This window comes from Pseudomonas sp. RIT778 (genome assembly GCF_019718735.1).
GTDB classification, from domain to species: Bacteria; Pseudomonadota; Gammaproteobacteria; order Pseudomonadales; family Pseudomonadaceae; genus Aquipseudomonas; species Aquipseudomonas aphyarum.
Genome location: NZ_JAIHBA010000011.1, coordinates 1 through 13,915, shown reverse-complemented (window position 1 = coordinate 13,915; position 13,915 = coordinate 1). Strand labels below are relative to the sequence as shown.

The following is a 13,915-nucleotide window of genomic DNA, read 5'->3' as shown; positions in this document are numbered from 1 at the left end:
TCAGGACGCCTCCTTCACTTTTGTTGCGTTGCCCTGGGCCGCAGCCTTGTGCGCGGTCGGGTGGATCAACACGCGGAACGAGCTCTTTTGCGCCAGGCTGTAGAAGTCGTGGGCAAAGTCGTCCAGATCCGCCGCCGTCAGTTTCAGACGACGCAAAAAGTAGTTGTAAACCAGCACCGCCGGCACCGCGACCGCGATCCCCACCCCGGTGGCGACCAGCGCTGCACCGATGGGGCCCGCGACCGTTTCGAGGCTCGCCGAACCTGCCGCGCTGATGCCTTTCAACGCTTCCATGATTCCCCACACCGTGCCGAACAGACCAATGAACGGCGAGGTGCTGCCAATACTCGCGACCACTGCCAGACCGGTTTCCAGCGAACGGCGTTCGCGGACGATCTGCTGGCGCAAGGCACGTTCGAGACGATCCTGATGATTGATCGCCTGGCTCAGGTCATTGGCCTGCAGCGCCTCGCCCACCTGGATCGCCGCATAACCGGCCTGTGCCACCCGCGCTGCCGCGCCGGGCTGGGTTTCGCTCAACTCGGCGGCGGAGTCCAGACTCGACGCCGCCCAGAAGCGCTTGTGAAATTTGCGGTCCTGCGCCTTCAACCGGCCGAACTGCAGCGCCTTGAGCAATGCCAGGCCCCAGGTGGCGACAGAGAAGACCACCAGCAGCCAGATCACCGCGCTTTCGATGGATTCCAGTGGAGATGCCAGTAACGTCATGATGTGTTCCCTCGTGTAAACGTTTAGCGCGAAATTGGTTTCGGTTTAATGAATCTTGAAATCGATAGGCACGCTGACCCAGCCGTCCTGGGCGACATCACCCTGCTTGGCCGGCACGAAGCTCCAGCGCTTCACGGCGTCCAGCGCCGCGTCGTCGAGCTGTTGCCGGCCACTGCTTTTCTGAATCTGGATCTCGCCCGGTTTGCCGCTGGCCAACACGTGTACCCGCAGCAACACCGTGCCTTCCCAACCGCGACGCTGGGCCAGCGACGGATACTCCGGCGCCGGGTTCTTCAGGTACGCGGCGTTGGCCGAGGCCGGCGTCACCGGAGCAGGCGCCGGTGGTGCAGGTGGCGCTGGCGCGGCGACCGGAGCGGCCGGTTGTGGCGGAGCCGGGGGTTGCTCGACGGCTTTTGGCGCTGGTTTCGATACAGGTTTGGCGACCGGTTTCGGTTTGGGAATCGGCTTCGGTTTCGGTGGTGGCTTGGTTGCCAGTTCGTCCTCCACCGGTGGCGGAGGCTCGACCACAGGCGCCGGTGGTGGCGGTACAACCACAGGTGGTGCCGGTGGCGCCGGGCGCGAAAACTCGATGGTCATCGGTGGAATTTCCGGCGGCACGATCGGCAGCGCCGGTGTCGGATGCTGGTTGATCCAGTAGATCACCGCGCCATGCACCACCAGCGCCAGAACGCCGAGCAGAATCGTTTCGCGGCGGCTCAGAATGCCCTTGGGCGCGCGCTGCAAACGCAGCTGCCCCAACGGCACACGATGGGGCCGGCCGAGATCGACCAACTCGCCGCTCGGCGCCTGGCGCCACAGCACCTCCTGTGCACTGGCGGCGGTCTGGACATTGCCCATTGATTTACTCCCTGCGGTCTCTTTGCGTTTTTTCGCGTAGCCGATTCGCCGCTTGTTGAATCCCCCACGGCGTGATCGATGGGTCAATCATTGGGCTAGACGCTTATCTCCGAAAGTAATCTTTCATGTTATGAATAGACGCTTATGGAATATATGAAACGGTCATTTCCGCCAAAGCCACGGCCTGCAAGGCTTCCAGCGATTCGCCGAAATCGACATGCTTTCCTGGCATAAAAAGTATTCATCCAAGGCATTGGGTTATCGATGACCCGGGATTCAGTGACAACTAATGCCAAGGTGATAGTTGACGAGCTTTTTAAGAGGTAAATAAAAAGGCCGATGCATGTTTAATGCATCGGCCTTCGATTTACGGAATTTCTTATTGCTTCAGAAACTCACCACCCAAATTCACAACTTCACCATCGAAGTTCACGCGCGAGCCGGTAGCCCGGAGTTTCGCGTAGTTGTGATCAGGCGAAAACAGCGTCCAGGTCTGATAACCACTATTTCCGTTCTGAGCCAGCACCGCGATTGTAGTCGGGTTGCCGGTGCTGTTCTGGAAGTGGTAGTTCCCGTAACGGATGTCATAATTCACGCCACCCTGGCTGAGGGTGCCGCTGAAGCTGCCATTGGAATCATTACCGTCGGTGATAACCAGCTTGGCGCCAGAGTTGGCATTTACATAAGTGCCATTAATGCTCGACATAACGAGATTTCCTTTATCGTTGGATAAGTGTCTTCCGATGAGAGCAAGTTTCCTCCTGGAAACTCACGACACTCAGGATGGTTGGACATTCATTTATTGTCCACGCGACTTTTCAACGAAATTGCTATATGCACTATTCATGTCGCTCATAACTTATTTCGATTCGGAAGACTCTTAATAACTAACGACTGGCATTGGTTTGTTGCACACCAATGGCCGGCGCAATCACTGCCGTTTCCGAGCGCGGCGTTCCTGCCGGCACCCAGTCATAACTCACAGGAAGGGCCCGATAGACCCAGTTGCTGATCGCGTCGCTGCCCGGCGCCTTGCCCAGATAAGGGCTGACGTATTCCCAGACGTTTTCACCACTGGCCGTCACCTGGAAAAACCGCCCGTTCATGCCTTCATCGATCAGCGTATTGCCGTTGGGCAAGCGCCGCGCGCTGCTGATGAACGAGCTGTAGAACGCCCACCCCGGCTGCTTCGAATTGGCGGCGCTGTACTGCCAGACGATTTCATTTTTCACCGGGTCGATCTCCAGCACCCGCGAACCGGAAATCAGCCCCAGCGTGACGTTCGGGTAACCCGCCGAACCCTGGTTGTCGAACACCAGCAGATTGCCCGCGCCGGGCAATCCGGCCGGGATGATGTGCGCGTCATGCTGACCGACGAACTGGTCCACCGGGCGCGGGATTTTCTGCGCGGTTTTCGGATTGGCCAACGGCAGATTCGGCCCCAGGCGCCAGACCACCTTGCCGCTGTGTTTGTCGATGATCGCGATGAAGTTGGCGTTGCGCGAATCGATCAGCAGGTTGTCCGGGTTGAAGCGCTTGTCGCCGGCATCGAACCACTTGTTCGGCCCGACCAGGCTGAGGTTGTTGATGTGCAAGTAATCCGGATTTTCACTGGCGCGAACCAGCTTCAACTGCTCGGCGGTGAAGCCGAATTCGTTCAAGTGATCCGACGCCAGCCACTGCCATTTCACCGCACCGGCGGGGCTGACTTCATAGATCGCGTCATCGATCACCTCGGGCACCTTGAAGCCTTTGACCTTGTGCACCTTGTTCGCCAGCACCACGGTGTTGCCGTTGCTCAGGCGACGCTGATCGTGATGCTGTTGCGCCGCACCACCGGGCGCCTTGTCGCCCCACTGCCAGACGACTTTGCCATTCCAGTCCAGCTCGCCGACGCTCTGATTGCCGAGGCCATTGCCGGCGGAGCCGAGCTTGCCTGGATCCTTTTCGCTCAGTTGCAGCAACACATGGCCGCGCTCGCCACCCACCAGTTTCGGGTCGATGATCGCCGACGGGAAACCCGACTGCGGCCAGTTCCTGACCTCGTTGCCGTTCATGTCGATCAGGTGCGTCTGCTTGTCGGCACCGCTGAAGATCACATATTGATTGAAGGCCTTGGCCGGGTCGTAACGGGTGACGCCGGTGGGGTAGACGCTGGGCGCGGCGAGCGCCCCGGCACTGAGCACTGCGCCGGACAACAACACCGGTAAAGCGGTTTTGATGCGCAACATGATGCAGCTCCTTGAAGGGTCGATCAGAAGTCATAGCGACCGGTGACGCCAAGGGTGCGCGGCGTACCGAGCAGGCCTTCGTAACCGCCGTTGCCGCCGGTCCACAGGGTCGTGTAGTAGGTTTTGTCGAAGGCGTTTTTCAGCCACAGCGAGACGTCCCACTGACCCTGATTGAAATCGCCGCGCAGGCCGGTGGAGAGATTAACCACCGCATAGCTCGGGATCTGGCCATAGTCGGAATCTTCGACCGTGCCCACCGCTTTAGAGCGGAACGCGTAGCTGCCGGTGACGTAAGGTTGCAGGCCGTTATCCAGATTCCATTCGTACTTGCCGTTGGCGTTGCCGATCCATTTCGAGGCGCCGACCACCTGATGACCGCTGAGGTCGCACGAGGCCGGAGCACCCGGTGCCTGGCTGACTTCCGGCGGGCACGGCGCGTCCTTGTACGAGAGGTAACTGACGTCGTTGTACGAGCCGTTGAAGTTCAGCGTCAGGCCGCGCAACGGGATCACGGTGCTCTCGAACTCCACGCCGCGCGAGCGCACTGAACCGGCGTTGGTCAGGTATTGCACACGGTTGACGTCGTCGTAGGCGTTGGTCTGGTAAGCGTTGACCTGAGTCCAGAACACGTTGGCGTTGAGCTGCAAACGCCGATCCCAGAGCGTGCTCTTGAAGCCGAGTTCGGCGTTGTTGGCGCGCTCGGTGCCGATCAGCAACGAGTCGGCACCAGCGGTCGGGGCCGAGCCGACCACGAGGTTGACCCCGCCGGATTTTTCGCCGTGAGACAAGGTGGCGTAGCCGAGCAGATCATCGGTGAAGCGATAGCTGAGGTTGAGCAATCCGGACGGGCTGGAGCTGTACTGATTCAGGTCGCCGGAATCGTAGGCGCCGGTCCGGCCGCGTCGCGCGGTGGCGGCGGCACCCGTGACAGCGGCGCCACCGACCGGCGCATCACGATTGACCCAGGCGTTCTTCTCTTCATAGGTGCCACGCACCCCGGCGGTGAAATCCAGACGCGGGGTCAGGTGCCAGGTGCCTTGGGCGAACAGCGCGAAGCTGTCGGTCTTGATATGGCCACGGCCGACACTGTTGACGTTGGCCAGTGCACCCCGTGGCGTGCCGTTCCAGATGTCTGCCTGCGGGCCGTAATAGGCGAAGGATTTGTTGTCCAGGTCCGAGCCGAAATAGTAGGCACCGAGGACGTAATCGAAGAACTCGCCCTTGGGCGACGCGAGGCGAAATTCCTGGGAATACTGTTTGTCCTCCACCGACACCCCGGCGTTGTAGGTCGCCGGCACGTTGAGGCCATCGTCGTTGCGCGGGGTGAAATTCCAGAAGCGGTACGAGCTGACCGAGGTCAGGGTGAAGTCGCTCGGCAGGGTCCAGTTGGCCTCCACCGACGTGCCGCCCTGATGCACGGTGACGTGCTGGTCGCTGTCCAGATTGACCTTGCGGTGCGAGCCGTTGACCAGCGTCGCACCGGCAGCGGCGGCGCGGGCCGAGTAGAGATTGACGCCATTGATGGTCGGCCCGGTGTTGTACAGCACGCGCGTACCGGCGCTGGAATCCTCTTCGTTGTAGTCACCGATCCAGCGCAGATTGAAGTTTTCGTTGGGCTTGAACAGCAGCTGCGCACGGAAGCCGTCGCGGGATCCGCCGTTCAGGTCATGGCCGTTGAATTCGTTCTTGATGTCACCGTCGCTGCGGGTGCGATAGGCAGAGATGCGTCCGGCCAACTGATCGTTGAGCGGCCCGGAAAGCGTGCCCTTGGTCTGGAAGTAACCGTCCTCGCCGACCGACGTCTCGATGCTGCGCTCCGGGGTGAAACTCGGCGCGCGGGTACTGATGTTGATCACCCCGGCGGTGGTGTTCTTGCCGAATAAAGTCCCCTGCGGCCCGCGCAGGACTTCGAGCTGTTCGATGTCCATCAGGTCGAACACCGCCATCCCCGGACGGCCCAGATAAACGTTGTCGATGTACAGCCCGACGCTGCCTTCCAGACCGTCGCTGGCCGGGTTGTTGCCCAGGCCCCGGATCGACACGCTGGACTGGCGTGCATGCATGTAGGCGACGTTGACGCTGGGCACCAGTTGCTGCAGATCCTGAATCCGGTAGACGCGCTGCGTCTCCAGAGTCTGGCCGCTGACCACGCTCATGGGCGTCGGCACGTCCTGAGAACTTTCTTCGCGACGGCGGGTGGTGACGGTCACGGTTTCCAGTTGCGAAGTGGCGGTCGCGGTCTTGCCTGTCGGTGCCGGCGCGGGAGTTTCTGTCTCAGCGGCGTAGCCGTGAGTCCAACTGGCACTCCCCGCCAGCAACAGGGCCAGAGGCAGACGTTTGAGCCGTCGTGGCGGCGGCGGTGAAGCGAGGTTCAACGGACTCATGGGGCTGCTCCTGGTCAAAAAACACGCAGACATCTTCCGTGCTGCATATTCTTTTAAGTTATTTATTTATGTTTTTACAAAGATTTACTGCATAAGAGATTGCCTTTATAAGGAGTCGACCTAATGCATATCCAATGCATTTCCCGGATATTTTTTATGTGAAAAATGCATATCGACTTGCGCCAGCTCAGACACTTCATCGCCCTCGCCGAACAACGCAGCTTCGTCGCCGGCGCGCAGGCGGTGAACCTGTCGCAGTCGGCATTCAGCCGCAGCATTCAGGCGCTGGAACACAGCGTCGGTTGTCAGTTGGTGGATCGCGGGCGCAAGGAATTGCCACCGACCAAACAGGGCCAGGTGCTGCTTGAACATGCGCGGCGACTGGTCAGCGGTGCGCAGCAGATGGCCAACGAGATCAGCCAGTTCAACGGGCTGGAGGCGGGGGAATTGCGCTTCGGTTGCGGCCCGGCGCCGGCGGCAGGATTGATCCCGCGAGCGATCGGCAGCTTCATCGGCCGCTACCCGAAAGCGCGGGTGCATTACCAGGTCGATGACTGGCAGAGCCTGAGCAAACGGCTGCTGAGCGAAGAGTTCGAATTCTTCGTCGCCGACACCCGCCACTTCGAGGCAGATCCGGATTATCTGACCCACCGGTTGCGACCGCGCAAATGGCATTTCTGCTGCCGCGCCGGGCATCCGCTGGCCGCATCGGATCGGGTCACGGCCGAGCAATTGATGAGTTATCCACTGGCCGTGAGCATTCGTCCGCCAAACCTGCGCAAGGTCATCGTCGATCTTAGTGGCCGCCCGGATTTCGTCCCGAACGTGGAGTGCGAGAACAGCGCCAGTCTGCTCGGCGTGGTGTTGCGCTCCGATGCGATCGGCATCGTTGGCGCCTATTCGGATGCACTGCATCAAGCCCGAGGTGAACTGGTGTGCTTGAAGGTCGAAGGGTTGGCGGATGATCTGGAGGAGCTTTACACCCGTTACGGAATTGTCAGCCGCGCCGGGTATCGCTTGTCACCGTTGGCCGAGGCGATGATCGAGCAGATCAAGGCGATCGATGCGGTGGAAGAAGAACTGTGTTCACTGGACAATTTTGCCGTCTGACGCACCGCCTTCGCGAGCAAGCCCGCTCCCACATCTGGAACGCGTACTCCTGTGGGAGCGGGCTTGCTCGCGAAGAGGCCGGTACAGGCGCCAATGCATTTCTTGCATGAAACACATTCCCCGAATGCACTTGCCGAACACCCTCGCCGAAAGCGAAAAACCTCGCCTGTCTTTCTGACTGGTGAACCCCATGTCCAACCCGCAAAACCCTGTGCGCAACGTGCTGTACATCATGTGCGATCAGCTGCGCCGCGATTACCTGTCCTGCTACGGCCACCCGCACCTGCACACCCCGAACATCGATCGCCTGGCCGCCGCCGGTGTGCGCTTCAGCCGCGCCTATACACAGGGCACGATCTGCGGGCCGTCGCGGATGTCGGCCTACACCGGGCGCTATGTCAGCAGCCATCAGGTGGCGTGGAACGCGGTGCCGCTGCCGCTGGAAGAACTGACCATCGGCGATTACCTGCGGCCCCACGGCATTCGTACTGCACTGGTCGGCAAGACCCACGCCACGGCCAATGTGGACGCCTTGCAGCGGTTGGCGATCAACCCCGAAAGCGCCCAGGCCGAAGTGCTCAACGAAGTCGGCTTCGAACCGTACTTTCGTCACGACGGCATCTTCCCCGACGACCCGCTGTTCGATGACAAGCGCGAATCCGCGCCCTACACCCATTACCTGCGCGAGCAGGGTTTCGAAGGGCGTAACCCCTGGCACGACTGGGCCAACGCGGCCGAAGGCGACAACGGCGAAATCCTCAGCGGCTGGAAAATGCGCAATGCCCATTTGCCAGCGCGAATTCCCGAGCAACATTCAGAGACTGTCTACACTACAAATCGAGCCATCGACTTCATCGGTGAGCAAGGTGAAAAACCGTGGTTTTTACACCTGTCCTATATCAAACCCCACTGGCCCTACATCGTACCGGCGCCATACCACACCTTGTACAGTACGAAATCGATTCTCGAACCGGTACGTAATGCCTCTCCAAGCGACCACCCGGTCTATCAGGCCTTTCGCCAGCATGAGGAAAGCCTGAATTTCTCCAAAGATCCGGTACGACTGAACGTAATCCCGACGTACATGGGCCTGGTCAAACAGGTCGATGATCAGTTGGGGCGGCTGTTCGATTTCCTGCAAAGCAACGGTCGCTGGGAGGACACGCTGATCGTGTTCACCAGCGATCACGGCGACTTTCTGGGCGATCACTGGCTGGGCGAGAAGGAGTTTTTGCTGGAGCAGGCGGTGGGCGTCCCCCTGATCGTGCGCGACCCGCGTGCGGCGGCGGATGTCACGCGGGGCACGGTGGACGAACGCCTGGCGGAAACCATCGACGGCGTGCCGACCTTTCTCGAAGCGCTGGGTGTGAGGGGCGCCGAGCATCGACTGGAGGGTCGCTCGTTGATTCCGCTGCTGCACGGTGAAAGTCCTGACTGGCGCCGCTATGCGATCAGCGAATACGACTATGCCTTCCAGGCCCCGGCACGTGAGCGACTGGGCCAGCCGATCGACCGCTGCCGCATGACCATGGTGCGCAGCGAGCGCTGGAAATACCTGGCGTACGACGGCTTCCGGCCGCAGCTTTTCGATCTGTTGAATGACCCGCAGGAGCTGCAGGATCTGGGCGCTGATCCGGCGTATGCGGCAGTGCGCGAGGAGCATGCGGGGTATCTGTTCGAGTGGGTGCGCGGGTTGAAGCGGCGCACGACCATCAGTCATCAGGAGATTGATTTGCGTGGGCAGCGGTTTCGTTATGGGGAGCCGGAGACCGAGAAGCTCGTTCAGATTGGCGTCTGGTGATTGAGATTGTTGTTGATCGTTCCCACGCTCCGCGTGGGAATGCAGCCCGGGACGCTCCGCGTCCCAAAGCGGACGCAGAGCGTCCCTTGAGGCATTCCCACGCAGACGGTTCGACGCCTCGACGTGGGAACGATCAGTCAGACGCCGACGATTTCTGCGCCTTTGATGGTCTGGCTACGCTGCCCATTCGCCCCGACCGGCACTTCCCCTTTGAGCGTCACCCGACGCACCACACGATCCTGAGTGCCGTAATCATCAATCGCATAATGCTGCGTCGAGCGGTTATCCCAGATCGCCACGTCACCGGCCTTCCAGCGCCAGCGCACGGTGTTTTCCTGACGAATCACATGACTCTGCAACAAGCCGAACAGGTGCGCCGAATCAGCCTGGGAGTGACCCTTGATGCGTTTGACGAAGTGCCCCAGCAGCAAGCTCTTTTCGCCGCTGATCGGGTGTACACGAACCACCGGATGTTCAGTCTCGTAAACGGTCGAGGTGAAGATCTTGCGATAACGCTCGAGCTTCTCCGCCGACACGTCCGGCTTCACGGCGGCATAGTCGTACTCGTTGCTGTGCACGGCCACCAGCTTGTCTGCCAGCTCACGCAATTCCGTCGGCAGTTCGTTGTACGCGGTCGCGGTGTTCGCCCACAGCGTGTCGCCACCGAACGCCGGAGCCACCACCGAGCGCAGGATCGAGGCTTTCGGGTAGGCATCGACGAAGGTCACGTCGGTGTGCCAGGAGTTGGCGCGCTGCCCTTCGGCGCCGTCCAGTTCCAGCAGATAACGGGTGCCCTCGCGGGACGGCACGGTCGGGTGCGCCACGGGCTCGCCGAGCAGATGCGCGAAGGCTTCCTGACGTTGATCGTCAAGCTGGGTCTGCTCGCGGAAGAAAACGACCTTGTACTGAATCAGCGCCTGTTGAATGGCTTCAACCGTCGCGGCATCCAGTTCACCGGACAAGTGCACGCCACGGATTTCGGCGCCGATACGACCGGCCACCGGATGAATGTCCAGCGCGTGGACAGCGGGTTTTACAGCGAGTGCGGCATTGCTCATGGGTAGACCCTCATCGACTGCTTGCGGTTGGACGGCAGCGAAACAACGCTCTATCTATATTCCATTTACATCTAATAGATATTCACATGCTTCGTTGACGGAATAAGAGCTTGCATTTAAAACCTCAAGCAACCTCGTCGCAAATGCCTTCGAGCTATTTTTAGGATGCCGGAAAAGCATATGGATCTTCGCCAGTTGCGCTACTTCATCGCCCTCAACGAACACCGCAGTTTTGTCCGTGCGGCTGACGCCATGGGCATCACTCAACCGGCGTTCAGCCGCAGTATTCAGGGGCTGGAGCAGGAGTTCGGCTGCGTGCTGGTGGATCGCGGCAACAAGGATCTGCGCCCCACGCCCGAAGGCCAGGTGGTTCTGCAACACGCCCTGACCCTGGTGCAGGGCGCCGCATTACTCAGCGCCGAAGTGACGCAGATGACCAAGCTCGACGCTGGCGAACTGCACTTCGGTTGCGGCCCGGCGCCGGCGGTAAAACTGGTGCCGGACGCGGTGGCGCAATTCATCAATGCGCACCCGAAAGTGCGCACCTGTTTTCAGGTGGATAACTGGGAAAAACTCAGCCGCGCCCTGAGCCGCGAAGAGATCGAATTCTTCATCGCCGACATCCGCCATTTCGAGTCCGACCCGAACTTCCAGACCCAGCCGCTGACACCCAAGCGCGGGGTGTTTTTCTGTCGGCCGGGGCATCCGCTGCTGGCCAAGGAAAGCCTGTCGACCAACGACATGTTCGACTACCCGCTGGCGACCACGCTGATCCCGCCGGGCATTCGCAAACTGCTGGCAAATCTCAGCGGGCGGATCGATTTCTCACCGACCATCGAGACCGAGCATTTTCCAGCGCTGGTGAAAGTGGTGCTGCAATCCGACGCGATTGGCGTGGGCACTGAAGAGGCGTTTGTCGAGGACATCGCCCAAGGCTCGCTGGCGCTGCTGCACTGGCGCAATCTGCCGCAGAACCTGGAGAGCATGAATGCGCGATGCGGGATAGTGAGCCGCACGGGATTCCGGCTGTCACCGGCGGCGCGGGCGATGATCGAGACGCTGGTGGCGGTGGATAAACAGGCGATCAGCGTCGCGGTTTGAGGGTCATTCCCACGCCTTGCGCGGGAATGACTGCATGACTCAGAGCTTCGCGGCCGCCAGCTCAGGCGCCACCCACTCGTTCACCTTGAACGGCTTGCGAATCAGCTTCTGCTGCGCCGCCAGATCCACCTTGCCCTGCAGGTTTTCGAGGAACAGCGGGTCCAGTGTCGACGGGAACACTTCGCTCAGATTCTGATCCTTCAGATCTTGGGTCAGGATCACTGGCGGATAGCTCGCGAGTCCCGACACAAGCTGCACGTAAGCGTCCTTGTTGCTGTCCTGAGTCAGCCACTCCACCGCCTGCTGCTGCGCCTTGAGCAGCTTCGCCACGGCTTCCGGATGCCCGTCGACAAACTTGCCGGTACCAACCAGCACCGACTGCACACTACCGGCGCCACCGAGGTCTTTGGTGTTAAGCGGCAACTCGGCCAGGCCTTTGGCCTGCAATGCAGTCAGCCCGGAACTGCCCCACGACGCATCGATCTGCTTCGCCGCCAGCGCCGCAACCGCTGCGTTGAAATCGAGGTTGATCACTTTCACGTCCTTCTCGCTCAGGCCCACGCTGGCCAGCGCCGCATCGAACGACAGCTGGGTCGCGGTGCCCCGGAAGATCGCCACGCGCTTGCCTTTGAGATCCTGCAGCGTCTTGATCCCCGAACCCGGCACCACGCCCAGGTATTGCTTCACACCCCGGGCGCTGGCGCTGAGCAGGCGCGTATCCAGACCGTTGGACTTGCCGATGATGGCCGCCAGATCTCCGAGATAGGCCAGATCCACCTGACCGTTGGCGAACGCCTCGTTGATCACCGGCCCGGCGCCCTTGAAGAAGCTCCACTGAATCTTGATGCCCTGATCGGCGAAGGCCTTTTCGAAGATCTGCTGATCGCGCAGCACGTCCACGATGCCCCCGCCGCTGTGTTGAGTACCCGCGCTCAGATCAGGCACGGCAATCCTGATTTCCTTGAGCTCGTCGGCCTGGGCAGAGAACGCCAGCAGACCCGCCAGCGCCGGCGCGGCAAACAGACTGATGACACGTTTGAAGGGAAGGTTCATGGGTGCGGCTCCTGATCACGGCGGGCATTGAGGAGCCGAAAGTAGGCGCAATCCGTATCAGCGTTTAAATACTTAAAAAGCACATTTTTATAGCTTTTCAAGCTAAGCCAGCAAAGTCGGGACATGCAGAGCCGTATGCATGGAGAGCATCGAAAATATTCTTCAAATGCATTGGATGCGCGCCGGGCTGGAGGCCTTAAATGGCGCTGCTTATCTCCAAAATGATTATTTTCCAACTCACTTATAACAATTTGTTTTTAGCTAATTCCGCTGACTCGATCCAACCCGACAACGGAGGTCACCATGGCCCGTGAATCCCTGCTCAGCCTGCCACTGGCCGCACCGCCGTTGAAAAGCCGGCGAACCTGGCCAAGCCTGAGCCACCGCGTTTTACCCTGGATATTGCCGCTCGGACTGTTCGCCCTATGGTGGCTGGCGGCGCGCAATCAATGGATGAGCGAACAGATCCTGCCGGCGCCATCGCTGGTGTGGAACAGCGCGATCGAGTTGTCCCAGGGCGAGTTATGGAGCCATTTGTGGATCAGTCTGCAACGGTTGTTCTGGGGCCTGCTGGCGGGCGTTACCGCCGGCGCGGTACTCGGTGCGGCGCTGGGCTTCAGCCGTCGTCTCGAACGCCTGATCTTCCCGACCTTCGCCGGCCTGGCCCAGGTGCCGACGCTGGCGTGGATTCCGCTGTTCATGGTGTTTTTCGGCATCGGCGAAACGCTGAAACTGGTGGTGCTGGTCAAGGCCATCGTGGTGCCGGTGACTTTGCACACACTGGTCGGCGTACGCGATGCGCAACCCAAACTGCGTGAAGCCGCCGCGGTTTTACGTCTGCCGCCACGCTTGTTGATCCGCCGACTGGTGCTGCCCGCCGCGCTGCCAGCGTTCATGGCCGGCGTGCGTCTGGCACTGGCCGCTGGCTGGACGTCGTTGCTTGCCGTCGAGCTGCTGGCCTCCAGCGAAGGCATCGGTTACCTGATGGTCTGGGCGCGTCAGCTGTTCATGCTCGACATCGTCTTCGTGTGCATCGTAGTGATCGGCCTGATCGGTGTGGCGATGGATCGCGGCATCGGTCTGCTGGACAGGAAACTGGTGCACTGGCCGCACCCAGCCACGGCGGAGATTCGTCGCGGCCCGCGCTACGAAGGCTGGCAACGCGTGCAGCCGTGGCTGCTGCCGCTGGCGCTGTTTGCATTGTGGCAACTGGCGGTCGATCAGCAATGGATCGATGCCAACATTCTGGTCAGCCCGTGGGTGGTGCTTGAGGCGACGAAAAACGGATTGCTCGACGGCACGTTGATCTCCGGCATGGCCCTGAGCCTGGGCCGCACACTTGGTGGCCTGTTGATTGGCGGCGGCCTCGGCCTCGTGCTGGGTTTATTGCTGGGTCTGTCGCGCACCAGCGAACGCGTACTCGGCCCGACCCTCGCCGCCCTGCGCCAGATCGCGATTTTTGCCTGGGTGCCTCTGCTCACCGCGTGGTTCGGGCTGGGCGAACTGGCGAAGTGGGTATTCGTCGCCCTCGCCGCTTTCTTTCCGTTGTTTGTCGCGACCCAACGCAGCGTCGCCAACCTCTCGCCGCAACTC

11 protein-coding genes are annotated in these 13,915 nt (G+C 60.7%); 4 read left to right on the top strand and 7 right to left on the bottom strand.

Annotation, left to right across the window (positions count from 1 at the left end; genetic code table 11):
• From K5E37_RS08420 to K5E37_RS08400, 5 genes are all read right to left on the bottom strand, one after another.
• A complete protein-coding gene (locus tag K5E37_RS08420; protein WP_221533587.1) occupies positions 1–726 on the bottom strand; it encodes a MotA/TolQ/ExbB proton channel family protein in 726 nt (241 codons plus the stop codon).
• A 45-nt stretch (positions 727–771) separates the two neighbouring features.
• Complete coding sequence (locus K5E37_RS08415) at positions 772–1,584, bottom strand: energy transducer TonB (RefSeq protein ID WP_221533586.1); 813 nt, start codon at positions 1,582–1,584, stop codon at positions 772–774.
• 379 nt (positions 1,585–1,963) lie between these two features.
• The gene (locus K5E37_RS08410) at positions 1,964–2,290 is read right to left on the bottom strand and encodes a hypothetical protein (protein WP_039764506.1); all 327 of its coding nucleotides are present in this window, start codon (positions 2,288–2,290) and stop codon (positions 1,964–1,966) included.
• A gap of 181 nt (positions 2,291–2,471) precedes the next feature.
• Positions 2,472–3,815 (bottom strand): aryl-sulfate sulfotransferase, encoded by a 1,344-nt coding sequence (locus tag K5E37_RS08405; protein WP_221533585.1) that lies wholly within the window; start codon positions 3,813–3,815, stop codon positions 2,472–2,474.
• Between the two features lie 23 nt (positions 3,816–3,838).
• Positions 3,839–6,199 (bottom strand): TonB-dependent receptor, encoded by a 2,361-nt coding sequence (locus K5E37_RS08400; RefSeq protein ID WP_221533584.1) that lies wholly within the window; start codon positions 6,197–6,199, stop codon positions 3,839–3,841.
• Between the two features lie 165 nt (positions 6,200–6,364).
• On the opposite strand from K5E37_RS08400, the gene K5E37_RS08395 reads away from it, so the two are divergent.
• Together K5E37_RS08395 and K5E37_RS08390 are read left to right on the top strand one after the other, a co-directional pair.
• Positions 6,365–7,309, top strand: a complete 945-nt coding sequence (locus K5E37_RS08395) for a LysR family transcriptional regulator (RefSeq protein ID WP_221533583.1) — start codon at positions 6,365–6,367, stop codon at positions 7,307–7,309.
• Between the two features lie 190 nt (positions 7,310–7,499).
• Complete coding sequence (locus K5E37_RS08390) at positions 7,500–9,110, top strand: alkaline phosphatase family protein (protein WP_007952789.1); 1,611 nt, start codon at positions 7,500–7,502, stop codon at positions 9,108–9,110.
• 137 nt (positions 9,111–9,247) lie between these two features.
• Here the strand turns inward: K5E37_RS08390 and K5E37_RS08385 are convergent, their stop codons facing one another.
• Positions 9,248–10,168, bottom strand: a complete 921-nt coding sequence (locus K5E37_RS08385) for a TauD/TfdA family dioxygenase (RefSeq protein WP_221533582.1) — start codon at positions 10,166–10,168, stop codon at positions 9,248–9,250.
• Positions 10,169–10,348: 180 nt separating this feature from the next.
• Here K5E37_RS08385 and K5E37_RS08380 point away from each other — a divergent pair, with 180 nt between their 5' ends.
• Positions 10,349–11,269, top strand: coding sequence for a LysR family transcriptional regulator (locus K5E37_RS08380; protein ID WP_085608580.1), 921 nt, complete (start codon positions 10,349–10,351; stop codon positions 11,267–11,269).
• Between the two features lie 39 nt (positions 11,270–11,308).
• On the opposite strand, the gene K5E37_RS08375 is transcribed toward K5E37_RS08380, so the two are convergent.
• A complete protein-coding gene (locus K5E37_RS08375) occupies positions 11,309–12,322 on the bottom strand; it encodes an ABC transporter substrate-binding protein (protein ID WP_011331920.1) in 1,014 nt (337 codons plus the stop codon).
• Between the two features lie 303 nt (positions 12,323–12,625).
• Here K5E37_RS08375 and K5E37_RS08370 point away from each other — a divergent pair.
• Positions 12,626–13,915 (top strand): ABC transporter permease (locus tag K5E37_RS08370; RefSeq protein ID WP_221533581.1); only part of this gene is annotated, 1,290 nt, incomplete at its 3' end.